This is a genomic window from Streptomyces sp. NBC_00400 (genome assembly GCF_036048035.1).
Classification (GTDB): domain Bacteria; phylum Actinomycetota; class Actinomycetes; order Streptomycetales; family Streptomycetaceae; genus Streptomyces.
Window position 1 is genome coordinate 5,514,325 of record NZ_CP107940.1, and the last position, 26,383, is coordinate 5,540,707.

At 70.9% G+C, this 26,383-nt stretch carries 14 protein-coding genes; 8 read left to right on the forward strand and 6 right to left on the reverse strand.

Annotation, left to right across the window (positions count from 1 at the left end; translation table 11 throughout):
• Positions 1 to 11 precede the first annotated feature (11 nt).
• The gene (locus OHS81_RS24140; RefSeq protein ID WP_328386755.1) at positions 12 to 6,362 is read left to right on the forward strand and encodes a type I polyketide synthase; all 6,351 of its coding nucleotides are present in this window, start codon (positions 12 to 14) and stop codon (positions 6,360 to 6,362) included.
• A gap of 601 nt (positions 6,363 to 6,963) precedes the next feature.
• A complete protein-coding gene (locus OHS81_RS24145) occupies positions 6,964 to 7,488 on the forward strand; it encodes an ATP-binding protein (protein ID WP_328386756.1) in 525 nt (174 codons plus the stop codon).
• A gap of 332 nt (positions 7,489 to 7,820) precedes the next feature.
• On the opposite strand, the gene OHS81_RS24150 is transcribed toward OHS81_RS24145, so the two are convergent.
• From OHS81_RS24150 to OHS81_RS24170, 5 genes are all read right to left on the reverse strand, one after another.
• Entirely contained in the window at positions 7,821 to 9,215 is a 1,395-nt protein-coding gene (locus tag OHS81_RS24150; protein WP_328386757.1) for a transcriptional regulator, read from the reverse strand.
• A gap of 502 nt (positions 9,216 to 9,717) precedes the next feature.
• Complete coding sequence (locus OHS81_RS24155) at positions 9,718 to 11,142, reverse strand: NAD(P)-binding protein (RefSeq protein ID WP_328386758.1); 1,425 nt, start codon at positions 11,140 to 11,142, stop codon at positions 9,718 to 9,720.
• Between the two features lie 133 nt (positions 11,143 to 11,275).
• Positions 11,276 to 12,415, reverse strand: a complete 1,140-nt coding sequence (locus OHS81_RS24160) for an epoxide hydrolase family protein (RefSeq protein WP_328386759.1) — start codon at positions 12,413 to 12,415, stop codon at positions 11,276 to 11,278.
• Between the two features lie 214 nt (positions 12,416 to 12,629).
• Positions 12,630 to 13,475, reverse strand: coding sequence for a DUF3159 domain-containing protein (locus tag OHS81_RS24165; protein ID WP_328386760.1), 846 nt, complete (start codon positions 13,473 to 13,475; stop codon positions 12,630 to 12,632).
• A 63-nt stretch (positions 13,476 to 13,538) separates the two neighbouring features.
• Positions 13,539 to 16,766, reverse strand: coding sequence for a bifunctional cytochrome P450/NADPH--P450 reductase (locus OHS81_RS24170; RefSeq protein ID WP_328386761.1), 3,228 nt, complete (start codon positions 16,764 to 16,766; stop codon positions 13,539 to 13,541).
• Between the two features lie 198 nt (positions 16,767 to 16,964).
• Here OHS81_RS24170 and OHS81_RS24175 point away from each other — a divergent pair, with 198 nt between their 5' ends.
• The gene (locus OHS81_RS24175) at positions 16,965 to 17,666 is read left to right on the forward strand and encodes a LuxR C-terminal-related transcriptional regulator (protein ID WP_328386762.1); all 702 of its coding nucleotides are present in this window, start codon (positions 16,965 to 16,967) and stop codon (positions 17,664 to 17,666) included.
• An 825-nt stretch (positions 17,667 to 18,491) separates the two neighbouring features.
• Entirely contained in the window at positions 18,492 to 19,400 is a 909-nt protein-coding gene (locus OHS81_RS24180; RefSeq protein ID WP_328386763.1) for a DUF4231 domain-containing protein, read from the forward strand.
• 164 nt (positions 19,401 to 19,564) lie between these two features.
• Here OHS81_RS24180 and OHS81_RS24185 read toward each other — a convergent pair whose 3' ends face one another.
• Positions 19,565 to 19,942 carry a hypothetical protein gene (locus OHS81_RS24185; RefSeq protein ID WP_328386764.1) on the reverse strand — a complete coding sequence of 126 codons (378 nt, stop codon included), beginning with the start codon at positions 19,940 to 19,942 and terminating at the stop codon, positions 19,565 to 19,567.
• A 207-nt stretch (positions 19,943 to 20,149) separates the two neighbouring features.
• Here OHS81_RS24185 and OHS81_RS24190 point away from each other — a divergent pair, with 207 nt between their 5' ends.
• From OHS81_RS24190 to OHS81_RS24205, 4 genes are all read left to right on the forward strand, one after another.
• On the forward strand, positions 20,150 to 21,862 hold the full coding sequence (locus OHS81_RS24190) for a sensor histidine kinase (RefSeq protein WP_328386765.1): 1,713 nt from the start codon (positions 20,150 to 20,152) through the stop codon (positions 21,860 to 21,862).
• Positions 21,855 to 22,553, forward strand: coding sequence for a response regulator transcription factor (locus OHS81_RS24195; RefSeq protein WP_328386766.1), 699 nt, complete (start codon positions 21,855 to 21,857; stop codon positions 22,551 to 22,553). The genes OHS81_RS24190 and OHS81_RS24195 overlap by 8 nt, the downstream gene beginning before the upstream one ends.
• A 176-nt stretch (positions 22,554 to 22,729) precedes the next feature.
• On the forward strand, positions 22,730 to 23,512 hold the full coding sequence (locus OHS81_RS24200; RefSeq protein WP_328386767.1) for an ABC transporter ATP-binding protein: 783 nt from the start codon (positions 22,730 to 22,732) through the stop codon (positions 23,510 to 23,512).
• Between the two features lie 142 nt (positions 23,513 to 23,654).
• The gene (locus tag OHS81_RS24205) at positions 23,655 to 26,231 is read left to right on the forward strand and encodes an ABC transporter permease (RefSeq protein ID WP_328386768.1); all 2,577 of its coding nucleotides are present in this window, start codon (positions 23,655 to 23,657) and stop codon (positions 26,229 to 26,231) included.
• The last annotated feature ends 152 nt before the right edge of the window (positions 26,232 to 26,383 follow it).

The window sequence follows — 26,383 nt, forward strand, 5'->3', positions numbered from 1 at the left end:
CGGAGACCCCGATGAGCAATGACATGCACGGCCCGGGCGCCGAGACGCGCCCCACCCCTGAGACAGACCGGATCGCCGTGATCGGCATGGGCTGCCGGCTCCCCGGCGACACCGACTCGCCCGCTGCCCTGTGGCGGCTGCTGGTCGAGGAGCGGGACGCGGTGGGCGAACTGCCCGCGGAGCGCCGGCGCCTCGTCCCGGAGGACTCCCCGGGCCCGGAAGCGGCACCGACACCCCGTCAGGGCGGCTTCCTGCGCGAGGTGGCGGGCTTCGACGCCGCCTTCTTCGGCGTCGCGGGCCGGGAGGCCGACGTCCTGGACCCCCAGCACCGCCTGCTGCTGGAAGTCACCTGGGAGGCCCTGGAACACGCCGGCCTGCCACCGGACCGGATGAACGGCACCCCCACGGCCGTCTTCGCCGGCATCAGCTACAGCGACTACATGGACCGGCTGGCCGGGCAGCCCCAGGAGCTGGAGGGGTCGATCCTGACCAACGGCCATTGCGTGGCCGCCGGCCGGATCTCCTACCTGCTCGGTCTGCAGGGGCCGTGCGTGGCACTGGACACCGCCTGTTCCTCCTCGCTGGTGGCCGTGCACATGGCACGCCGGGCGCTGATGGCCGGCGAGTGCGACCTCGCGCTCGCCGGCGGCGTCACCCTGAGCTTCCAGCCGCGCATCACCCGGTCCTTCGCCAGGATGGGCATGCTGTCGGCCGGCGGTCGCTGCCGGACGTTCGACGCCGGCGCCGACGGGTTCGTACGCGGCGAGGGCTGCGGCGTCGTGGTGCTGAAACGTCTCGCCGACGCTGTACGGGACGGGGACCGGGTCCTGGCGGTGCTGCGCGGCTCGGCCACCAACCAGGACGGCTCCTCCGAAGGACTGGCCGCCCCGTCGGTGACCGCCCAGACGGCCCTCTACCAGGAGGCCCTGGAACAGGCCGGCGTCGACCCGCGGGACGTGGGCATGGTCGAGGCGCACGGCACGGGCACCCCCGTGGGGGACCCGATCGAGTTCGCGAGCCTCGCCGAGGTCTACGGCAACGGGCCCGGCCGCTGCGCCCTGACGTCGGTGAAGACCAACGTGGGGCATCTGGAACCGGCCGCCGGCATCACCGGACTGATCAAAAGCGTGCTGTGCCTGCAACGCGGCACCATCCCCGCGAACCTGCACTTCCGGCGCTGGAACCCGGCCATCTCCGCGGCGGGCACCCGCTTCTTCGTCCCCACCGAGCTGTCCGCCTGGCCCCTGCGGACCCCCACCCGGCTGGCCGCCGTGTCCTCCTTCGGCTTCTCGGGCACCAACGCCCACGTCCTGCTGGAACAGGCTCCCGAACGCCCCTCCGCCCGGCAGCAGGACTCCGGGCGCCCGTCCCGGGGCGCCTGTGATGTCTTCCTGGTGCCGGCCGGCTCTCCCGACGTCCTGCCGGCCGCGGCCACCCGGCTCGCGGACTGGATGGAGGGCGACGGCGCGAACGTCCCGCTGCGCGACCTCGCGCACACCCTGGCCCTGCGGCGCTGCGCGGGCCACGGCCGGCTGGGCGTGGTGGCCTCCGGACGCCAGGAACTCCTCACCGCCCTGCGGTCCTTCGCGGCCGGGCAGCGGCATCCGGCGGTCGTGACCGGCGCCGTGGGCGCCGCCGTGGCGCGGCAGCCGGTGTGGGTGTTCTCCGGCCAGGGCTCCCAGTGGCCCGGCATGGGCCGCCGGCTGCTGAAGACCGAACCGGCCTTCCTCGACGCGCTGACCGAGGTCGACGAGCTCATCAGGGCGCAGAGCGAGGTCGCCGTCCTCGACGTGGTGCAGGGCGGCCGGCCCGTCCACGGATGCGGCACGGTGCAGCCGGTCCTCTTCGCCCTGCAGATCGCCCTCGCCGCGACCTGGCGCTCGTACGGCGTCGAACCCGCCGCGGTGATCGGGCACTCCATGGGCGAGGTCGCGGCGGCGGTGGTGGCCGGCGCGCTGACCCTGGCCGACGGGGTCCGGGTGATCTGCCGGCGCTCCGGCCTGCTGAGCGATATCGCGGGCTCCGGCAGCATGCTGAGCGTCGGCCTGGACGCCGACACGGTGCGGGCCGAACTCGCCGACAGCGCGGCCGGCACCGTGTCGGTCGCCGTCCTGTCCGCACCCGACTCCACCGTCGTGGCCGGAAGAACCACGGAGGTGAGCCGGCTGGCCGCCGCCTGGGAGGCCCGGAAGATCCCGGTGTTCCCGATCGCCGTGGACGTCGCCTCGCACTGCCCGCTGGTGGATCCGGTGCTGCCGGCCCTGCGGTCGGCCCTGGCCGGTCTCGACCCCCGCTCGCCCAAGGTGCCGTTCTACTCGACGGTCGTCGACGCCGGCCGGACGCCGGCCTTCGACGCGGACTACTGGTGCGACAACCTGCGCCGCCCGGTGCGCTTCGCCGAGGCGGTGGCGGCCGCGGCGGCCGACCGGCACCTGGTCTACACCGAGATCTCCCCGCACCCCGTGGTCACCCACTCCATCGAGCGCAGCCTGGCCGGTCTCGTCACCGACCCCGTCGTGCTGCCCACCCTGCGCCGGGAGGAGGACGAGCAGGCCACCTTCCGCACCCAGCTCGCCGCGCTGCACTGCGCCGCGGTGCCGGTGGACTGGCGGCGCCTCTACGACGACGGCAGCCTCGTCGACGCCCCCACCGTCACCTTCGACCGCCGCCACCACTGGGCCGGCACCGCTGCCTTTGCCGCCCCGCCCGCGGAGACCGCCGAAGCGCCGCGGGCCCAACTCCCCGGCCACCACACCGAATTCCCCGGCGACCCCGTACGGCACAGCTGGCGCGCCGACGCCGGCACCGGGGCGCTGCCCTGGCTCGGGGACCACCGGGTGCACGGCAACGCGGTCCTCCCCGGGGCGGCGCACTGCGGGCTGGCGCTCGCGGCCGCCTGCGAGGTCTTCGGCGCGGCACCGCACGAAGTGGAGGTCACCGACGTCCACTTCACCCAGCTGCTGCGGCTGGGCGAGGCCACCGAGGTCTCCACCGCCGTCACCCTGACCGCACCGGACCGGGCCCACTGCGAGATCCTCGCCCGGAACGAGAACGGCGACTGGGAGGTGCAGGCCGACGCGGTGCTGCACCGGCTGACCGTACGGCCCGAGCTGCGGCCGAGATCCGTCGACGCGATGGGCCTGCGCCACCCGGTGCCCCTGGAACCGGCCGCCCTCTACGACAGCCTGCGGCGGCGCGGCCTGGAGCACGGCCCGGCGTTCACCGGTGTCCTCGCACTGCACACCGGCCGCCACAACGACAGCTTCTGGGCCAAGGTCGGGGTGCCGCCCGAGGCCTGCGCCCCCGCGCCCGGCCTGCCGGTGCACCCCGTCCTCCTCGACGTCTGCGCCCAGCTCGCCGTGGCGCCCCTGATCAACGAGGACGACCGGTCGCTGGTGCTGCCGGTGAGCATGCAGGCGGTACGCATCCTCGGCGACCCCGCACAGGCCGTCTACTGCCACGCCCACGTCAGCGAGATCACCGCACAGGCCATCGTGGCCAACGTCCGGCTCCTGGACGACAGCGGCGCCGTGGTCCTCGTCGTCAACGGCCTGCGCTTCGCCCGGCGGGCGGTCCGCGACACCCCGGAGGTCGACGACTGGCTGCTCGGCATCGGCTGGCGGTCGGCACCCCGGGCGGCACCGGACGGCGGCCACGCCCCGGGGAGCTGGGTCGTCGTGGGCGAAGCGGACGGCTCGGCCCAGGCGCTGGCCGCCGCGCTGCGCTCCCGCTGTGCCCGCACGGTGGTCTGGGACCGTCCGCTGGACGACACCTCGCTCGCCGCGTTCCGCGATGCCCTCACCGGCCGCCTGTCCGCCACCCTCGAAACCCCGCGCGGGGTGGTGCTGGTGTGCGGACGCGCCGAGGGCGGGGAGCCGACCGTGCAGTCCCTGTGGCGCACCCGCCGGCTGCTCGGCGCCCTGCAGGCGATCACCGCCACCTCCTCGGCGCCGCGCCTGTACGTCGTCACACGGGGCGCCCGCAGCGTACTGCCCGACGACGAGGTCGACCTCGGACAGAGCGCGCTGCGCGGACTGCTGCGGGTCGGCGCGCTGGAACACCCCGAGATCCGGCCGGTGCTGGTGGACGCCGATCCGCACGAGGCCGATCCCGAGGACGTGGCCCTGGAACTGCTGGCGGACGCGGACGACGACGAGGTCGCGCTGCGTGCGGGCCGCCGGCACGTCGCCCGCCTGGAACACGCCGCGCCGAGCGGCGGGCAGGACCAGGCCGCCACCCCGTGCACCGTGCGGTACGGGGAGGACGGCTTCCGGCTGCGCGCGAGCCGGCTGGGCGATCTGTCGAGTCTGGAGTACGCCGCCACCGGCCGGCGCGCACCGGCACCCGGCGAGGTCGAGGTGCACGTCACCGCCGCCGGCCTGAACTTCCGCGATGTGCTCACGGCCATGGGCCTGCTCCCCGGCGACCTGGACGTCCGCTACCGGATCGGATTCGAATGCTCCGGTGTGGTGAGCGCGGTCGGCGCCGGGGTGGAACGCCCCCAGGTCGGGGACGAGGTGATCGCCGTCGATCTGCGCGGCGGCGCCTTCGGCTCCTTCCTCACCCTCCCCGCCGACGCGGTCGCCCCCATCCCCTTCGGCATCGAACCGGTGGCCGCGGCCGGGCTGCCGATCGCCTTCCTGACCGCCTGGTACGCGCTGCGCAACGTCGGCCGGCTCGCCGCCGGGGAGCGGGTGCTGATCCACTCCGCGACCGGCGGCACCGGCCTGGCGGCGATCGCGGTGGCCCGGCTGCTGGGCGCGGAGGTGCTGGCCACGGCCGGCAGCGAGGACAAGCGCCGCTATCTGCGGAGCATGGGCATCCGCCACGTCATGGACTCCCGCACGCTGGAGTTCGGCGAACGCACCCGCGAGGCGACGGGCGGGGAAGGCGTCGACGTCGTCCTCAACTCACTGTCCGGAGCGGCCATCCGCACCGGCCTGGAGACGCTGCGCCCCTTCGGCCGGTTCGTGGAGCTGGGGGTGCGCGACATCATGGCGGACGCCCCGCTGGGGATGCTGCCGCTGCGGCACAACGTCACCCTGAGCACCGTCGACCTGATCGAGCTGCACCGCAACCGACCCGACACCTTCGCCACGGTGTGGAAGGAGGTGCTCGGCGCGTTCGAGGAGGGCCGGCTCAAGCCCCTGCACTGCACGGAGTATCCGCTCGCGGAGGCCACCACGGCCTTCCGCACCATGGCGGCCGCCGACCACATCGGCAAGCTGGTGCTGACCGTGCCCGGCGAGGGCGACGCCCCCGCGGTGCTGCCCGAAAGGGACCTGCCCGTGGAGGAGGGCGGCGCCTACATCGTCACCGGCGGACTGCGCGGCCTGGGCCTGGCCACGGCCACCTGGCTGGCCGCACACGGCGCAGGGCATGTGGTGCTCAACGGCCGCAGCGCCCCGGAGCCCGAGGTCGTGCGGACGCTCGCCACGGTGATCGGCAGGACCGCCAAGGTTTCGGTGGTCCTGGGCGACATCGCCGATCCGGATGTCGCCCGGCGGCTGGTCTCCACGGCGGTGACCGGGGGATTCCGGCTGCGCGGGGTGGTGCACTGCGCCATGGTGCTGGACGACGCCGTGATCACCAACGTGGCCGACGACCAGCTGGAACGGGTCTGGATGCCGAAGGTCGTCGGCGCCTGGCACCTCCACCACGCCACCCGGGACCACCCGTTGGACTGGTTCGCGGCGTTCTCCTCGATGGTCTCCCTGCTGGGCAACCCCGGCCAGGGCTCCTACGCGGCGGCCAACTCCTGGCTCGACGGGTTCGCGGCCTGGCGCTCCGCCCAGGGACTGCCCACCGTGGCGGTCAACTGGGGCCCGTGGGGCGAGATCGGTGTCGCCACCGACTTCAGCCGCCGCGGCTACCGCACCATTCCCACGGACCACGGCCTGGAGGCCCTGCGGACGCTGCTGGCCCGCCGGTGGGTGCAGACCGGGGTGATCCCCGGCCCGCCGGACACCTGGGTTCCGCCTGCCGGCCGTCATCTCCCGTTCTTCAGCGGGGTGTCCGGCGAGGCACCGGCGGACCGGACCCCGCCGCCGCCCGAGGAGACCGAGGACATGCGGGCCCGGCTCGCCGCCCTGCCGCCCGGCCTGGCCAGGAGAGCCGCACTGGAAGAGCATCTGGCGGGCCACGTCCGTGACGTGCTGCGGCTGGGGGAGAGCTCCCTCGACCCGCAGACCCCGCTGAAGTCGCTGGGATTCGACTCCCTCCTGGCCATGGAGCTGCGCGTCCGCATCGACCGCTCCTTCGCCCTCTCCCTGCCGAGAAACTTCGTCTGGGAACACCCGACCCTCGCCGCCCTCGCCGCCGGTATCGCCGAGCACCTGGGCCTGGAACTGACGGCGAACTAGCCCCCGATGGCCCCGCAGGCCATCGGGGACCGCAGACGCCCGGCGGACCGCACAACGGCCCGCCGGGCGTCGGCGGGCCGGGGCCGGGGGCCGAGCCGGCCGGGGCCGGGGGCACGAAGCCACGAAATCACTCACCTCAACCACCCCTCTCCACCCCTCACCGGCCGCCCTTTCCACCCCTCCGTCCTTCCCCGCCTCACCTCTCTCCTCTCTCTCCTCATTTCACGCAAACGGATGCCGCAATTCCGAACCGCCGCGATTTCTGGTAGATTCTTGCCGCCCGAACTCTGGCATCTCTCCGCGCATTACCGGTAATTCCATTACCGGTAATGCGCAACCGTTTTTTTATGGTGATAGTATTTCGCGTCCCCATATCCCCGCCCCGCTCCCGGCGCTGCACTGCGCGCCTTCCCGGGCGGACTCCCCGAATGCTTGAATTATCGGGAAAGAGCGAGGACGGAAAGCGGCCCGGTACGCACCGGAGGCGACGCGGCGCACTGCGAAGGCCGCCCGCCAGGGCAGATCGAGCGATGGCGCTGGCCGTGTTTCATGAGGCGAAAGCGGCATCGAGGTCCATGAGGCACATACGAAAGGGGTAGTCATGTTACCCACCACAACGCATGCGGCCGAAGTCATGGTGACCGCCCGGCATATCGCGAGCTGGCCCCAGGAAAGGGGAGCTTTGATTCCCTCCGACTGCTGGAGTTCCGTGCGGTGCGTGGTATTTCGTCTGCCGGCGGTGAAGCGGGCGGTGCCGATCTGCCGGAACCTGGTCCGCGCCTGGCTCGACGGGCAGAGCATCCATGACGACGACACACGCTATCCGGTGTTGCTCGTCCTGTCGGAACTCTTCTCCAATGCCATTCAGTATTCCGCCAGCAGGCACGTCACCTGCCGGATATGGAGGTCGGAAAGCCTGCTGCACATCGAGGTGCACGACCGCGGTGGGACCCCGTCGGTCCCCCGGATGCGACGCCCGGGCCAGGCCCAGGAGCACGGCCGCGGCCTGGAACTGGTCGCCAAGTCCTCCTCGCGATGGGGCCGCAGAACCGAGGCCGACAACGGCTGCACCGTATGGGCCGCGATACCGCTGACCACGAGTGTGCGAAGCGGCCTGGCGCCGTAACGCACACGCCCCGAATCCGGCCCGACGGCCGCCCGGGGCCCCCACCCGGCGACGCACCCTTCCGCGGCCGGGCCGGGCCGGGCCGGGCCGGACCGTCACCGGCACCCGGTACGCAACCGCCGCCGCGCCACCCCCTCCGGGGTGGCTCCCTACCGCCGACGGCCAGGCAGGCACCGGCTCCGCACCACCTCCCCGCGGGACGGAACCAGCCGGCCGGCCGTCGGCACCGTACGACGGGCGCCCCGCCTGTCCTGCCCGCCCCTCCGCCCCCTCCCCTCACCGGACGCCTCGCCCCACCACCGGACGCGTGTCACCGCGGCGCCGGACGCGTGTCACCGCGGCACCCGCACACCGCTCTCCTGGACCAGGGCGTCCAATTCGCGCACCGGCTGCGCGTCACCGTACGGCCGCAGCTCGTCCCTGAAGTTCTGCAAGTACCGCTCACCGAGCGCCGACTTCAGCCGGCTGAGCAACGCCACCGCCTGCACGGCTGCCCGGCATGCCTCCTCGACGTCACCGGCCTGTACTAATGCCGAAGCGAGCAGCAGCAGATCGATGGCCCGGCGGCGCACCCGGGTCCGCGGGTGCCGGGCCAGCGCCTCCTCGGCCCGGCGGGCGGCCGGACGCGGCTGCTTCAGATCCCGGTAGCAGTGGGCCAGTTCATCCGCCAGATAGGCCCGGTCGAAGTGCGCGATCCACTCGGGACTGTCCCCCGGAACGACATGCGCCATGGCGTCCGTGGCTTTGTCCACCAGTATTTTGCACATCCGCGCGTCCCCGAGCATGGCGTAGCCGCGGGCCTCGGTCGCGTAGAACATGGCCTGGGCGGCCAGCGGAGCGCGCCCCCGGGTGCCTTCCTGCGCGGCCCGGGCGAGCTGCACCGCTTCCCTGGAGCAGCCGGCGCCGACGGCGAGGTGGCTCAGACCGGCCGCCAGCACATAACCGCCGTAGCAACGGTCATCCGCGGCCTGCGCGAGCCGCAGCGCCTGGATGTAATACCGCTGCGCCAGGCCCGGTTGCCCGGTGTCCAGCGCCGTGTACCCGGCGAACTCCGTCAGCCGGGCCGCCGCGGCGAACAGCTGCCGCCCCGTGGTCTCGCCGTAACTCCCCTCCATCAGCCCGGACAGCACACTGCTGAGGCACGAGACCACCACCGGCCGCACATAGCCGCTGCCGACCCGGTGGTCGAGTTCGGCCAGCGCCTGGGTGGTCGCCCGCACCAGCTCCACATCGGTCATCCCCACCCGCGGCCCCAGCCGCGGGCTACGCGCCACCTGCGGGTCGGGGGAGCTGATCAGCCAGTCCCTGCTGGGTTCCACCAACGCCGAGGCGGTCATGGCGGAACGGGACAAAAGCCCCCGTGATTCGGCGTCCATGTGCCATAGTTCACGGACCTGCTCCAGCGCGTCCTCCACGGTCGCCGCGAAGTGCAGTCCGACCCCACACGTCACGCTGTTGCCGTTGGCCATACCGATCTCTTCCGTCGAGACCGTACGGCCCAGCCGCCCGCTCAGCGCCTCGGCGATGATGGCGGGAACCCGGCCGCGGGGCCGCTGACCGCCCAGCCACCGGCTCACGGAAGTCTTGTCGTACCGCAGATCCAGGCCCTGTGCCTCCCCCAGGACGTTCACCTGGCGGGCCAGAGCGGAGTTGGACAGCGAGGCTTCCTGGATGAGGGACCGCAGTCGCTGGTTGGTCTGACGCGCGACGAGTGGTCGGGCGGCCATGGTTCGCCTCCAAGCACATGCCGCCAACGCTTCACGTTGGCATATCCAGAGAGAACGGGATGGAACAGTCATTACCCAACAAGCGGGACTGAATCGCGATGACCAAAGTCAAGTAGCCACCTGGGCGTTGCGCCCAGTAGCGCAGGCGCACCCGGAGGCTCCAGCCACCCCCCACTCACGCCGGACTGTCCCCCGCGCCCGCACCACCCCCTCCAGCGCCCACCCCTCCACCCGGCGCACAACCCACTCCACCGAGCGCCGGCCGGGTGACCTGCGGCCGGGGCCGACGAGCCTCAACTCCGCCGGTGTCCGAGGGCCGGCCACGGATCGCGAACCACGGATCAGCTGGGTCCCCGCGTCGCGGGACTGCTCGCCGAACCGGGGTCCGGCCCCGACCAGAGATCACACCTGGTCGGGGCCGGACGGCAGCGGACGGTACGGGGCGTCCCTCGCCTGCGTCAGAACGTCCATTTCGGCGCGCAGGCCCGCCCGGTGACGGTTGTCAGTTCGCTGCCACTGCCACGGCCTGGTCCTCCTGTGCCAGCAGTTGCTGCAGCTGCGCCCTCTCGGCCTGCAGGCCCTCGAAGAGCATGGTCCGCAGTTCGTCGGGCAGCGAGCCGATCGAGTATTTCGTCAGACGCGATGCGTCGCACCATTCGAGGAGCCCGCGCTCCGCAGACCACCGCAGGAGCAGGTCATCGAGGTGCGCACTGCTGCGAAGCCAGTCCAGGGCGGTGTGGGGGTGCGGTGCGGCGACGCATATCCGGTTCTTCTCCTCGTCGCCCTCATATGTTGCCTCGACGTGGGCGACGAAGGCGGCGCTGAACACCTGCTGGCAGGGTACGAGTGCCTGCAACGTGATGCGGGAGCCACTGAACATCGGCATCACCGGCCGCGCCTCCAGGCCGTCCGCGGTGCAGTCGATGTAGAGGGTTCCGGGGCGGGCGGGGACGGTCGCCCCGTCGAGTTCCACCGTGTCGGCGCCGACGCGCCGGACCCTGCCGTGGCGGACGATGTCGGTGATCCGCCGGAGCTGTTCGAGTTCGGTCCGGCTGACGGTCGCGCAGCGATACGCCGTCGGCGTGACGTCGGACGACAGCCTCAGCAGGAGGCCGCCGGCTTCCAGCCGCTGAAAAAGCTCCTCGACCGTGCGGGATTCCAGCACCGCGCGGATGCGAGCGGTGAACGACTCGGCGTCGCTCGCGGCGTTCTCCGGTCCGGGCTGGATCTGAGCACGGTCGAGCAGCCACGAGTCGCGCGGCATGATCCAGGTGATGCCGGACGGGTCGACGCCATGCTGCAGAAGCCACAGGCACGCGTCGATGCCCGTCTTTCCCGCTCCCACCACGGTGTAGTGCGGCGCCTGCTGATCCAGGGCCGGCAGCTGGTTGGGGGTGATCAGCCGGACCCCGGAAGCCACCTCGTACTTCGGCGGGCACATCGCAGGAACCGTGACGTTCATATAGGTGGCGTCCACGGTCCGCCGACGCACGCGGATGCCGAACTCGTCACCGGTGACGAGGGAGTGACACCGCTGGACATCCGGTCGCGCCGGATCCGCGCCATCGTAATGGGACATGGGGAAGTACGAGATGCGACCGCTGGGCAGGAGGGTTTTGCGCATCACCTGGTCGAAATAGGTGAGGATCTCATCGGACGACGCCAGCTCGTGAAGTCCTGCATTCCAGCCGTCCTGGTCCACTTCGTCTGTTCCCAGTTCACGGGAATTGACGCCGTAGAACGACGACGGCTGGTGCAGCCGCACGAACGGGTAGGCGACCGTCCAGTGGCCACCGGGCCGACCGTAGCGATCGACGATGGCCACGGTCGCGTCCGTCTCGGTCAACAGTGTGTCGGCGAAGGCCATGCCCATGGCTCCGGCCCCGACGATCAGGTAGTCAACCTCTATTGTTTCCCGCTCTGACATCGTGTTTCCTCTTTCTTGTGTGGGTGTGGAACTCGCCATCGCGCTGGCACAACGAAGATTTCGTCGCCGCTCACCAGTGCGTTTTTCTCCGCTGAATTCCCGTGCCTGTACGGCAGGACAGTGGCCCGTTTCGTCAGGACTCGCGTCCGAAGGCGGCTCGCAGTTCGGAGACGAAGAGGTGCGGAACCTCAAGGGAGGGGAAGTGCCCGCCACGCTCCAGGACATTCCAGTACCGCAGGTCCTCAAAGCGCGCCTCGACCCAGGCGCGGGGCGCTCGGAAAGGCTCCTTCGGGAACCTCGACACCGCCGACGGAACTGTCACCGGACTCCAGTCCCGGGGCGGGAGGCTCTCCCAGTACAACCGCGCCGACGACGTGCCAGACGCGCCGAACCAATAGATCGCGGCATTGTCCAGCAGCCGCTGACGGGACACCGCGTTCTCGGGGTGCCCGTCGCAGTCGGTCCAGCCCTGGAACTTCTCCACGATCCAGGCGAGTTGCCCGGCCGGGGAATCCGCCAGGCCGTACCCGAGTGTCTGGGGGCGCGTCGACTGCACAGCCATATAGCCGCGCTCGGCCGCCAGCACTTCCCTGGCCGCAGCCAGGTCCGCGCGCTCGGCGTCGCCGAGATCGTCCTCGGTGCACCCCGAGGGGGGCTGGACCGGCGGCATCGTCGTGTGCAGCGCCTCGACACGCTCAGGGTGACGGACCCCCAGGGCTGTCGTCACGAATGCACCCCAGTCGCCGCCCTGGGCAAGGAAACGCTCATAGCCGAGCCGGGTCATCAGCTCGGCCCAGGCATCGGCAATATGCTCGATCCCCCAGCCCGTCCCGGCCGGTTTGTCGGAGAAACCGAAACCCGGCAGCGAAGGCGCCACCACGTGAAATGCGGGCTCACCGGCCGGCGGATCGGCCAGCTCGTCGAGAATATCCAGGAACTCCACCACCGATCCGGGCCACCCATGAGTCATCAGCAGGGGCCGCGCATCCGCACGGGAGGAACGGACGTGAAGGAAATGAATCCCCAGCCCGTCGATCACCGTGCGCCACTGGCCGCGATCATTGAGCTCGGCTTCGAGGCGGCGCCAGTCGTACTCTTCGAGCCAGTAACGGCACAACTCCTGGACGTAGGAACGCGGAATCCCCTGTGACCAGTCATCGACCGTCTCCGCCTCGGGCAGCCGGACACGACGCAAACGGTCGCGCACATCCTCCAGTGCTTCGTCGGAAACGCCGAGCACAAAGGGCACGACGGTATCGGAATCAACCACCATTACTCTCTCCCCCGCATCGCAGACACAGCGGCGATGCGGTCGTTGCGTTCTTGCATGATCAGAAGCCGCTTTTGCGTCGATGCGGCACAAAGGAGACCGGAGCGGGTCCGCTCGCGCATAGCTGTAGGCCCGAGCGGGTTCGCTCGCACATACCTGTAGGCCCCGTCCCGACGTCAGGAAGCCGGCGACGTCAGGCCGACCGCTCGGCGACGAGCTACTCCACCGCGGGAGTTGGCGCATCCGGCGCACGGTGAACGAGCCGGTGAGCAGCCGCCGGAACCAGGTGCTCACCGGTGGGACCCGCAAGATGAACTTCCCCGGCGCGGGCGGTGGCGTCGGCGAACCGTGCGCCGCCTCCCCGGCGATCCCCACCGGGCGCCGGTTCGCGCCGAACTGCGGGGTCGGCCACAACCGTCAAGCGGTGGTCGTGCCTGCCGCAGCGGTGCCCGCCAAGGACACGCCGGTAGACGCGCCACCCCAGCAGTGCACTGAGCGCGATGACAATCGGCCCGAGGACATCGACCGCGCCGAGGGCGACGGTCCGGCCGGACAGGAACAGCGGGATCTGGATCGCCAGCATCTTGAGATTCCCGGCGAAGACCACCAAGTTGCCTCTGGTGAAGGCCCGACGGCGCACCCTGCACCGGCGCCAGCCGTTCCCCTCCTTCGTGATCAGCCCCACCACCACGCCCATCGGCGGCCATCCGAGCAACAGCATCACGGCCGACACCACGGCCATCACGGCGTGCAGCAGCAGACTCGGCAGGAAGAAGCTGGTGGCCTGCCCGGTCCCTGCGGCCAGAGCACCCGCGACACACACCAGGCCGAGGGCCCCGAGGGCGCCCCGCACAGGCTCTCTGCGCACCGCCCGGTAGACGCAGACCACGGCCCCGGCCGCGAGGGCGAGCGCCAGCGCGACGGCAAGCCGGTGGGTGAGCGCGAAGCTCAGGGTGAATCCGACAACGGGCACAACATTGATCACTGCATTGCGCAGCCGATGGCGCATGGCCGACCGGATGGCGTCCTCACCACCGGCTTCGCCGTGTACTGCAGGGTCCACAACTGCTCCTGGCTCCTCGACAGTTCGCTGTTCGCTTCTTGGTGGTCCGCGGGCGCGGTGGGGTCAGCCGCTGTAGACGTCCTCGATGTACCGCCCCTGATCCATCAGGGTCCGGAGCCAGTCCTGGGCGTCCGCGCGGTCGGCGCCTTCGGTACGCCGCAGGTACATGGCCTGGAAGGCGTCGCGGACGCCGGGGGCCATGCGGGCGCCGTCGCCGCAGACGTGGACCCGGGCTCCGGTGCTCAGCAGCTCCCACACCTCGTCGGACTCGGCGGTGAGGCGGTCCTGCACGAAGCGCCGGCCGTCGACGGGGGCCTCGCTGAAGGCAGGGCGCAGCGCGACCGCCCCGGCCCGTTCGGCGGCGTGCAGCTCGTCGGCGTGGAGGTAGTCGGCGTCGGGGGCGTCGCAGCCGAAGTAGCACAGCGCCGGGGCGAGGGGGGTGCCGTTGGCCAGGAGTGCGCGGCGGTCGGCGATGACGCCGCGGAAGGGGGCGAGCCCGGTCCCGGCGGCGATCATGATGACGGGGGTACCGGCGTCGTGACCGATGCGGAAGGCCTCGCGGCACGGCTGGAGCCGGGCCAGCACGGTGTCGCCGGGGCGCACGGCGCCGAGGTAGCCGGAGCCGGTGCCGCGGAAGGTGCCGCGGCCGGAGCGCGCGGGGGCTTGCAACACGGAGACCATGAGGTCGGCATGGTGCGGGTCCGCCGCCGGTGAGGAGGAGACGGAGTAGTGGCGGGGCCTGATCGGGGGCAGCAGTTCCAGCAGCGTGGGCCAGGTCAGGGTCTCGCGCAGGGCGGGGTGGTCCTCGATGAGGTCCAGCAGGGTGCGCTGGTCGGCGGCGCGCGCGTCGGGGTTCTCGGCGAGGGCACGGAGCGTGGCCTGTTCGGGCGGGCAGGGGTTGAGGGCGGCCAGGGTGGCGAGGTGTCCGGCGGTCGGGCGGTCCTGCAGCTCGACGTGGTGGGTGAGCAACTGGCGGATGGTCAGTGGCCGGTCGACGGGGATGCCGTCGCGGCGGGGACGGTGGGGGACGATGCTCAGGACGGTGTCGAGGTCGGCCTGGAGCAGCCGGGCGGCGCGCTCGACGAGGTCGGGGGCGTTGGCGGGCAGCACGGTGAGGTGGTCGGCCGTGCGGTAGTCCGTTCCCTCGGGCAGGGCCAGGCGGACCAGGCGTTTGACGCGCGGGTAGTCGGGGTGGGTGAGGCTGCCGGTGTCGGTGACGGTCATCGCCGTCATGCCGTGGCGGGTGGCCAGGGCGTCGAGCGCACCGCCGGTGACCTCGGTGACGGTGTAGGCGGGGCCGTCCTGCTCGCGCCGGGGCGGGTCGCCCGCGGTGGCGGGGTCGCCGTGGTGCTCCAGCAGCGCTGCGCGCAGTGCGGCCGTGAATGCCGTGACGCTGCCGGACAGGTCGCCGGAGGCGTCGGCTTCGGCACGGCCGAGGAGGCGGGTGGCGCCGAGGGCGGCGAGCCGGTCGTCGATGAGGGTGGGGATGCGCTGGTAGGTGGCGGACCAGTTGCGGTCACCGACACCGAGGACGGCGTAGTCGACGCCCTCGGCCGCGCCGGGTTCGGCCTCCTGGAGCCAGCGGACGAATTCTGCCGCGTCGTCGGTGGGCCGGCCGTTGTACGAGGCGGCGGTGATCACGACGGGCCGGTCGGTGGGCAGTGCGCCACGGTGGGCGTCGAGCGGGGCGACGGTGGTGTCGCACCCCAGCTCTCCTGCGGTGTCAGCGAGTTGGGCGGCGAACTCGCGGCAGGTTCCGTAGGCGGAGCCGTGGAGCAGCAGCAGCCCGGTGCCCTGGCGGACCCGGGTGGGCAGGTCGCCGGCCTCGGACGGGGCGTCGCCGGACGGTGCGGCACCGGCGGTCGGCAAAGCGGTGCGGTTGGCGGCCCGGTCGGCGGGGGTACGCGGAACGAGGGTGAGGGTGAACCCGTCGGGCTTGAGGGTGAGCGACTGCTTCACCTTCAGCTGGTAGCGGGCGTGGTCGATCAGCCGGTAGCGGTGGAGGAGCATGGCGAGCACCATGGTCGCCTCGTGCAGCGCGAACTGCCGCCCGATGCAGGCGCGTTCACCGGCTCCGAACGGCTTGTACGCGTGCGGGGAGCGCGCGGCCACCGCTCCGGGTGCGAAGCGGGAGGGGTCGAACTGCTCGGGGTTGTCGCCCCACACCGGGTCGCGGTGGAGCGTCGGGATCACGACGCGGACGCCCTGCCCGGCCCGCAGCGGAATGCGGCCGCCCAGGACGGTGTCGTGGCGCGCCTCGCGCGCGAACGCGGGCGCGGTGGGCCACAGTCGCAGGGCCTCGTTCAGCACCTGGCGGGTGTAGTGCAGGCGGCCGACGTCCTCGAACGTGGGCTCCGGGGTGGGGGCGTCGCCCCACACCTCGTCCACCTCCCGCTGCGCGAGGCGCAGCACGGCCGGGTTCTTGACCAGGTAATACAGGGCGAAGGCCAGCGCTCCTGAGGTGGTCTCGTGCCCGGCGATCAGGAAGGTGATGACCTGCTTGCGGACGTTCTCCAGGTCCAAGGTGGTGCCGTCGGAAGGATGCGTCGCGGTGAGCATCAGCCCCAGCAGGTCCTGCGGCCGGCCGGTGGCGGTGGCCGGCGCGGCCGTGCGGGCGGCGATGACCTCGTCGACCACACCCGCCAGGTAGGCGGCGTCGGCGCGCATCGCCGCGTCGCGCTCGCTGTGGTCGACACCGGGGGTGCGGCCGACACTGGTCATCGCCCACTCCAGGCAGCTCACCATCGAGCTGACGAACGGGTGCGGCTCGTCGCGGTCGAAGGAGCCGAAGTCGAAGCCGAATCCGGCGAGCCCGATGGTGTCCAGCGTCATCCGTGTCATGTCGTCGGCCACCTCCACCGGATGTCCGGTGGCGGCCTGGCGGTCCCAGGATTCGACGAGCCGGTGAGCGACCTTCAGCATCACCGGCTGGTAGGTGCGCATCGACCCCAGGCCGAAGGCGGGCATGAGAATGTCGTGCGCCTTGGCCCAGTTGGGCTCGTGGGTGTACGCGGTGAACAGCCCGTCGCCCAGGAGCCGGCGCAGGTGCTCCACCCCGAGCCCGACGTTCTTGGTGAACCGCTGATCGTCGGCGAGCTCGGTGACGAGGTCCAGCCCGGAGACGAAGAGGTTGTCCTGGCCGTTCGCACGCATGGCGAAGACCGGGCCCAGGTGCCGGGCCGCCTTCATCAGCCCCAGGATGGGCGCGCCGGTCGGACCGTAGGCGGAGAGGTCGATGACGGGCACGTCTGCGCCGCTGATCGTCTGCGGCGGAAGCAAGGTATCGGCCATGGCGGCTGCCCTTCGAAATCGGGGATTACCGGGCTGACGCCGCCAAGGTGCCGGCGCCTGTCTCCACCGTCGCGCCCCCGCAACGCCATGCCCGCCCCTCCTCCTACATAATTTTGTAGTGGCCCCGGGGTGTCCCGGACTTGCGTGCGGCAACTCCGGGGCGTAACGGCACTACGGCGCGAGGGGCGAGAACGCGCGATGGATCCCCAGGAACAGCAGACAGGCTGGCTGCCACCGGACGCCGCGATGTCCGATCGCGAGCGAGCGATCTTCTGGCGCAACCGCGTCCTGACCCTGTTCGACCACGTACCGCTGCCGTCCGCCTTCTGCGAGGCGGACGGCACCATCCGGGTGGTGAACCCCGCGATGGCCACGGAATGGGGCACCCTCCCCGGGCGCCTGACCGGGCGCAACGCCTTGGAGCTCTTCCGCCCGCGGACCAGTACCCCCTTCGATCCGGTCGCCGAAGCGGTACGGCTGCGCCGCAGGTCGCGGATGGTGATCGAGGTGTCCTGGACCAGCGGGAGCGGTGCCGAACGGCAGGGCGAGCTGATCGTCGACGTGGTCAGCGACCTGCCGGACGCACCCCCGAACCTGCTGCTGATGCTGCGCGTACTGGACCGACCCGCCGCTCCGCCGGCCCCCGCCCCGGACGAACGTCCCCAGGTGAGCGCCATGGAAGCGCGGATTCTCGCCCTCACGGCGGACGGCTCCACAACCGCCCGGATCGCCACGGCGCTGGGCCTGACCCCCGACGGGGTCAACTACCACTTCCGAACCCTGTCCCAACGCTGGGGAACGACGAACCGGGCAGCACTGGTGGCCCGCGCCTACACCACAGGAATCCTCGCCCCGCGAACCTGGCCGCCCGCCGCCGACCACCGTGGCGCACAGACCTGACCGTCCGGGCGGGTCGGGAGGAATGGTCGCGCCGACGTCGAAGAGTCGGCCGTCCGGGCCGTCCCCGCGCATCCCGCCCTCGTCGCGACCTTGCGCGATCTGACCGAGGGGGACGGCCTCAAGCCCGGCGATCCGCTCTTCCCCGGGGAGAAGGGCGGGCTGCTCGCCGGATCGGTGTTCCGCCGGGCGGGAAGTTTGCGGGAAAACCAGCTTCCGAGGGGCATTCAAAACCGGCGTCAGCCGGACTGGCGCCCTCGCCGCCGGGAGCCGTTCCGGCCCTGCCGAAGCCGCCGCGCCGCGTCCGCTAAACCACCTCTGACCTGCAAAAAGCCCTCCGCGAGGGAGGGCTGGGTACCGTACGGGCGATGGTGCCCCCGGCAGGACTCGAACCTGCGGCCAAGTGCTGAGAAGAGACTTGTGCAGTTCACCGTTCGCATCCCTCTGACCTGGACCTTTCCTCCGATGGGCGCTGCACGCCGGAGCAACTTCGACACGTATTCGACAGGGAGCGTCCTCACGGCGGCAGTTCGCGACCGTGAGCAGATGGGAAGTCGCCTTCGGCGCCTACGACCTGTCAGGGTCGGCTTCGCCGACGGGCTGCAACATCCAGTGATGTTGCAGCCGCCTGTAACCGGACAGCCCGGACAGCTGCGCGTGGAACTGTCCGGTCAATTTACGCAGGTCACAGGCTCAACCGGACAGCCGGACACGTGGGACACTCCCGCTTGGCCGACCAGCGAGGGGGAAGAGCAAGTTTCCACTGTGGCGGCATCAACTGCTCGGCTAAAGTGGTGCGTTGACCTCCTTCCTACTCAAGGCAGCCCGATGACCGGTCCTGGCACTGACAGCTTCACCTGGCATCAGCTCCCGCCCTTTTTCCAAGATGCCGATTCGGGAGCTATTCGCTCGAAACGCCGCTATTTCGGTCAACTTCGTCTGACTCTCCTTTTATTGTTCTTGGCGGCAGCCGCTGGCGCCACGACGCTCAAGTTCAGCAGTATCGGGATCGACTGGGCGGGTTTTGTTGCCGCTCTGGCATTCATCTCTTCCATCTTGGTTCGGCTCTACATCGTGGAGCAACGAGATGAGCGGCGCTGGTACGAGTGCCGGGCTGCGGCCGAATCGTGTAAGACGCTCGCTTGGCGCTATGCGGTGTGTGGAGATCCGTTCCCTGAATCCATGCCCGCTTCCGAGGCTCGGCGTCTCTTCATCCAAAGGCTTCGAGAGATCAGTCTAGGTCTCGATATCGTTGATGTATCGGCAGGGCTCGACGTCAACGAAACCATGGAACGCTGCCGTGCCACCAGTAGGGGGGAGAGGACCGAGACCTACAAGAACAATCGTCTGATGGAACAGGTCGAGTGGTATGCGCGAATGGCCAAGCTTCGGGATAGGCAGTCCCGTACTTGGCGGAGCGTCGCTCTCGTGGGGGAGATGCTGGGCGTCGTTGCTGGAGCCGTGAAGGCATACGGCGTGGTTTCCATCGACTTACTCGGTGTTGTAAGTGCGGGAGTGGCAGGAATCACCGCATGGTTCCAGGCGCAGCGACTCGAAACAGAAGCATCTGCGTACAGTCTGACGGCCCGGGAGATCAGGCATATTCGTTCTCTCACGGATGAATCTGCGGATGCGGAGTCCTGGGGGAAGTTCGTCGACCAGGCAGAAGCCGCAATTTCACGGGAGCACACCATGTGGGCGTCAGGTCGCACCGGAAATGTGGGGCTGACGGGCTGAACGAGTCTGGTGGGTACGCCCGGACTCGGTCGGGCCTGCGCGCCGGCGTTGGTTGCGCCGCCTGATGCCTTGGATAGAATCTTCAAGTCGTCTGGGTCGCTGCGCCGCAGCACGAAGATTTTCACTAGGGCATAAACGCTGGGCCAGCAAAGAAATGCAGAGAGTCACCGGGTGTCCTTGGTCGCATAGACTCCACCGGCGAGCACGGAAATAGCGATAACGGCACCACCAACGAAACCACTCATGTGCTGAATGTGCTTACGTCGATGCTGTTTATCCTGGGCCTCGCGTGTGGCAACTTCCGCAGCGGCTGCATCGGCACGCTCGGCCGCGGAACGCTGCATCTCTATGCGTGCCATTAATGCCTGGTGATCGCGTTTGAGCTGTGGTTCCAAATCCTTGAAAGCAATCTCTAGCTTTTCTGGCCCCAAGGTGGCGCCCCATTGCATGGCAGTGCTCATACCTGCAGATAGCGCGGGTTCGATGGTTGATTCAGCCGATGGTTGCGGGACGGGCAGTGGCCCGTTGTCTTCTTGATTCATGGTGCGGCGCCCTCATCGCCACTCGTTGTAGGTGCATAGTCGGACCCCGCGAGCCCCAGGGCCGCCCCGCCGGCCGAGCCGCGTCCGGGCCTCACCTCGGGCGTACCCGTTCCCGCCGCCTCCGGCAGGTCCTCTGCCTTTTGGCAGAGGCAGGGTCGCCCTCAAGGACCAGGGAACCCCTGCTGCGGGGCCGTGATAATCGGCGTTATGTCGTTCAGCGCTTCGCCTGTCACCGAGAACCGTTCTGCCCGAAGCCTCTTTGCGGGGTCCGGGGAGCAAGGGCGGTGGGTGCTGTGGCGGGCGGCGGGTGAGGTGGTCCTGGCGGGGGCGCTGGTGCTGCTGATGTGCCGGAGCGACGGGTTGGTGAGCTACCTCGGGCCGGCGGGCGGGGCGGCGGCCCTGGGGCCCATCGGCGTCGCAGTGGTGCTGGTGTTGGTGCGGCGCCGGTTCCCGGTGGCCGGTCTGGTCGGGCTGGCGGCGCTGATGGGGGCGGTGCCCGCCGTGGCGCCGTTGACCGCGGTGGCCGCCTACACCGCGGCCCGGCAGATCAAGACGCCGCGGCGGCGTGCCGGGCTGCTGCTCGCGGCGGCCGCCTCGGCGCTGGTGACCTGCGTGGCGTTCGCGCCGTGGGTGGGCCTGTCCAGATGGGAGATCGGCCCTGCCCTCGCTGCGGTGCTCGCCACCACCACGGTCGTCGTGCCAGGGCTGGTCGGCATCTCCATGGGGCAGCAGGACCGGCTGCTGCGGGCGTTGCGGGAGCGGGCTGCCGCGGCCGAGGAGGCGCGGCGGCTGGCGGACAGCGAGTCGCGTATGCGGGAGCGGTCGCGTATCGCTGCGGAGATGCACGATCTGGTGGGGCACCGGCTGAGCCTGGTCTCCCTGCATGCGGGCGGGCTGGAGATGGCGCTGCTCAAGGAGGCGCCCGCGCTGCAGAACGAGGCCGCGCTGGTGCGGAGTGCCACGCGCGATGCGATGCAGGAGCTGCGGGAGGCGCTGGGGGTCCTCGGCCCGGTGGAGAGGGACACCGGTACGGATGTGCTGACCGATGCGACGGGCACTCGCGCGGATGTCGAGGCGTTGGTCGAGGAGTCGCAGGGCGGTGGTATTCCCGTCGCGTTTTCCTGGGAGGGGCCCGATCTCGACGGTCGGCCGGCGCGGGTGCGGCGGGCGGTCCACCGGGTGGTGCGCGAGTCGCTGACCAACGTTCACCGGTATGCGGCCGGGGCCCATGTGAGCGTCGCCGTCCGCCATACCGAGGAGCGGGTGGTGGTCGAGGTGCGCAACGGCGTGCCGCCCGTCGCGCCCGCCGCCGCGACCGGGCTCGGCTCCGGGCAGGGGCTGATCGGGCTGCGGGAGCGGGTGGCGCTGCTCGGTGGCGCCCTGGAAGCGCACGGGACGCCCGGTGGCGGCTTCGCCGTGGCGGCCGACATCCCCGCCGACCCCGGGCCCGGGGCGGAGACGGCGGACGCGGAGGCGTACGACAACGTGCCGGTGGCCGTCGATGGCCCCGGCAGCGGGCTCTCCGCCCTCCAGCGGCGCCTCGGTGTCGCCGTCTCCGGGCTGCTCGGCCTGGTGGGGGTGGGCGTGCTGATGATGTTCGGGCTCGTGCTGGTGGACCAGGCACAGCACAGTCCCGAACCCCCGAGCGGCGAGGAGCCCCGGTTGGGGATGAGCAGGGAGCAGGTGGAGGGCGCCGTGGGATCGGACAGCGACACGTCGCGTGCGGTTGCCGCCGGGCGCGAGCCGCCGCGGCCGGGTTCCGCCACGGACTGCATGTATACGAACAAGGCAGAGAAGCTGAAGAGTGGTCGGCTGGAAGCCGTCCGTTATTGCTTCCGGTCCGACTCTTTGATCGCGATCGACCGTTTTACCGTTCCGATGGTGACCGAACCGCCCGGTGGGAGCACGCCACATGACTGACCAGGCCAACTCCGTGAACTCCCGGGCGGATTCCGTGATCCGGGTGCTGCTCGCCGACGACGAGCAGATGATCCGGCACGGTGTCCGGGTGATCCTCCAGCACGCCGAGGGCATCGAGGTGGTGGGTGAGGCGGCCAACGGAGCCGAGGCCGTGCGGCTCGCCGCCGAGCACCGGCCCGATGTGGTGCTCCTCGACGTCCGTATGCCGGTTCTCGACGGGCTCGCGGCCGTTGGACCGCTGGTCGCCCTCGACCCCGGGCCGCAGGTGGTCATGCTCACCACCTTCGGTGACGAGGACAACGTCATCCGGGCGCTGCGGGCGGGGGCCACGGGCTTCCTGCTCAAGGACGACGGGCCGCAGGAGCTGATCAGCGCGGTGCGGGCCGCGGCCGTGGGGGACGCGGTGCTCTCGCCCGGCGTCACCGGGTCGGTCATCCGCCGGATGCTGAGCGGCGGCTCGGCGGGTGCCGGGGCCGCCGCTCCGGACAGCAGGGTGGTGGGTCTGACGGGCCGGGAGCGGGAGGTGCTGGTCATGCTGGGGGCGGGGCTGGCGAACCTGGAGATCGGCTCGCGGCTCGGTATCGGGGTGGGGACGGTCAAGTCCCATGTCGGGGCGATCCTGGGGAAGACGGGGTGCGAAAGCCGGGTGCAGGCGGCGTTGCTGGCGCACCAGGCCGGGCTCATGAGCTGAGCCCCGGACGGCCGTCGACTCTGACTTTGGGCAGAGAGGCCGTGCTCCTTGAGGGTGACATGGCCGGGGCAGTCTGACCTTCGGCAGGCGGCACATCCCCGCCCTGAGAGCGACGAGTTGGGGGGTGCGCCGCGGCCACGATGGTCGGGAGTCCCGCACCCCTTCCAGGAGCAGCCATGTCGCAGTCCACCACCCGTACCACCCGCCTGAGGGCCCCCTCCGGTGCCGCCGCCCGCGCCACGGGACTGACCAAGGTCTACGGCGAGGGCGATACCCGCGTCGTCGCCCTCGACTCGGTCTGCGTGGAGTTCGGGCGCGGCCGGTTCACCGCGATCATGGGGCCGTCCGGCTCCGGCAAGTCGACGCTGATGCACTGCATGGCGGGGCTCGACGCGCTCTCCGGGGGCTCTGCCCACGTCGGTGACACCGAGCTGTCCGGCCTGGACGACCGACGGCTCACCAAGCTGCGCCGGGAGAAGATCGGCTTCGTCTTCCAGGCGTTCAACCTGCTGCCCACGCTGAACGCGATGGAGAACATCACGCTGCCGATGGATGTCGCCGGCCGCAAGCCCGACCGGCAGTGGCTGGATCTGATCGTGCGGACCGTCGGCCTCTCCGGGCGGTTGCAGCACCGTCCCTCGCAGCTCTCCGGCGGCCAGCAGCAGCGTGTCGCGGTGGCCCGCGCGCTGGCCGGCCGACCGGAGATCATCTTCGCCGACGAGCCGACCGGCAACCTCGACTCCCGTTCCGGCGCGGAGGTGCTGGGCTTTCTGCAGGAGTCCGTACGCGGGCTGGGGCAGACGGTCGTGATGGTCACCCATGACCCGGTGGCCGCCTCCTACGCGGACCGCGTGGTCTTCCTCGCCGACGGGCAGATCACCGACGAACTGGCCGCCCCCACCGCCGAGTCCGTGCTCGACCGTATGCGGCTCCTCGACACCGGCGGACCGGCGAGCTGACGCACCGTCCCGCACGGCCCGTCCTCCCGCACGGCCCGCTCCGACGCGCCGTCCCGCACGGCCCGTCCTGACGCGCCGACGCACGGCCCGTCCTCCCGCACGGCTCCCTGCCCCCCCGCACCACTCCAGGACTGAAACCGACATGCTGCGAATAGCTCTGCGCAACGTTTTTGCGCACAAAGCCCGATTGGTCATGACCGCGCTCGCGGTCCTCCTGGGCGTCGCCTTCGTCTCCGGCACCCTCATCTTCGGCGACACCACCGCGAACGCCTACCGCACGGCCGCCGGCGCAAGCCTCAAGGGCGTGGCCGTCTCCGTACAGTCCCAGGTACGGCCAAGCGTCGCGGGAGCGGGCGGCCCGGACGGCACGCCGTCCAGCACGCTCGACACCGCGCTGGCAGACAAGATCCGCGCGCTGCCCGGCGTCGCCGCGGTGCGCCCCACCGTCAACGGCATGGTCACCGTGGCCGGCAAGGACGGCCTGCCGGTCAACACCGACAAGGCCCGGCTGAACCTGGCCACCAACTACCTGCCCGGCAAGGACAGCCGCATCTCGCTGAAGGAAGGCCGCGGACCCGCCGCCGAGGGCGAACTGGCGCTGGACGCCAAGACCGCCGAGAAGGCCGGCTACCGGATCGGTGACACCGTCCGTTTCGCCATCGACGGGCCCGGCCTGGCCAAGAAGCTCGTCGGCACCGTCGCCACCGACGATCCGCGGGTCAACGCCGGGGGCACGCTCACGCTCTTCGACACCAGGACCGCACAGAAGCTCTTCCTCCACCCCGGCCAGTTCCACGAGATCGCGGTCGCGGCCAAGCCCGGTACCGATTCCAGCGAGCTGACCGACCGGGTGCGGGCACTGCTCCCCGACAAGGGCGCCAGGGCCACCAGCCGCGAAGACCTGGCCGCCGAGCAGGCCGAGCAGATCGGCGAGCACACCGGGTTTCTCACCAAGACGCTGCTCGGCTTCGCCGGCATCGCGCTGTTCATCGGCGCGTTCATCATCGCCAACACCTTCACCATGCTCATCGCCCAGCGCAGCCGGGAAATCGCGCTGATGCGGGCCGTGGGCGCCTCGCGACGCCAGGTCGTACGCGCCGTTCTCATCGAGGCCGCCCTCCTCGGGCTCGGTGCCTCCGCCGTCGGATTCGTCCTCGGCATCGGCATCGCCACCGTCATGCGCCCGCTCCTCAACGCAAGCGGCGCCGGGCTGCCCGCCGGACCGCTGGTCATCTCCCAAGGGACGGTCATCTGGTCGCTCGTGGTCGGCGTCCTCATCACCGTCCTGGCCGCCTGGCTGCCCTCCCGCAAGGCCGCGAAGATCGCCCCCGTGGCGGCGCTCAGCAGCATCGACCAGGCCCCGCCCGCCCGCGCCCTGGTGGTCCGCAATGTGCTCGGCACCCTGCTCACCGGGTCCGGGGCGCTGCTGATGCTGTACATCTACACGGTCGATTCCACCGACCAGACCTACCTGATGATCGCGATGCTCGGCTCCGCGCTGACCCTCGTCGGCATCATCGTGCAGGCACCGCTGCTCTCCCGCCCGCTGATCACTCTGGCCGGCAAGGCCACCACCCGCCTCTTCGGCGTCACCGGCAAGCTGGCCAAGGAGAACGCGCTGCGCAACCCGCGCCGCACCGCCGCCACCGCATCCGCCCTGATGGTCGGACTCGCCCTGGTCAGCGGCCTGACCGTGGTCGGGCACTCCACCGAGCGCGCCCTGATCGCGGATGCCACCCAGGGCCTGTCCGCCGACTACACGGTCGCCAACACCATCACCACCGGGCTCGAAGTGGACGCGGCCGCCAAGATCGCGCAGGTGCCCGGCGTCGCCGCGGCTGTCCCCACCACCACGGCGGCGGTCAGCACCGGGGGGCTCAACTTCATCGGGATCACCGGCACGGACCCCAAGACCTACGGCAAGGCCGCGCATCTCGACTTCCGCGCCGGCTCGCTGGGCGACATCGGCCCCGGGAAGGTCGCGGTCTCCGACGAGTTCGCCACCAAGGCCGGGCTCAAGGTCGGCAGCACCCTCGACGTCGGATCATCCACCGGCAAGTCCGAGAAGCAACGGAAGATGAAGCTGAAGGTCGTCGGCGTCTACGCCGCGACCCCCACGACGAAGGAGGCACTGGGCACGCTCGCCGACACCCTCCCGTACACCGACACCAAGAAGCTCGAAAAAGTGCTGGTCAAGGCCGAACCCGGCCAGACTGCGGGCCTTGAGCGGAAGATCCGTGCCGCACTCGGCGACAGCCCGCTGTTGGAGGTCCAAAGCCACGAGCAGGCCATCAAGGACGGCGGCGCGGACATCGGCACGGTCCTCAAGATGATGTACGGGCTGCTCGGCATGGCGCTCCTCATCTCGGTCGTCGGCGTCGTCAACACCCTGGCCATGTCGGTCTTCGAGCGCACCCGCGAGATCGGAATGCTGCGGGCCATCGGCCTCGACCGCACCGGGATCAAGCAGATGGTCCGGCTGGAGTCGGTGGTCATCTCGCTGTTCGGCGCGGCGCTCGGCATCGGCACCGGCATCTTCCTGGCCTGGGCCGGCGGCGGCCTGGTGAGTTCGTCGATGGACGCGTACGAGACCGTCCTGCCATGGGGCGAGCTGGGGATATTCCTGGCGCTGGCGCTGGTGATCGGTGTCCTGGCAGCGATCTGGCCGGCCCGCCGGGCGGCCCGCCTGAACATGCTGGAGTCGATTCAGTCGAGCTGAGCCGGGCGGCCCGAGCGGCCCACGACCGGGCCACGGCGCACCACACCGGCTGCACCGTGGCCCGGGACATTGACACCGGCCCCACCTCCCCGGCCCAGCACCTGTGGTCACTCGGCCCGGAAGCCCGTGCCCTGGGGGAAGGGGGCTGACGA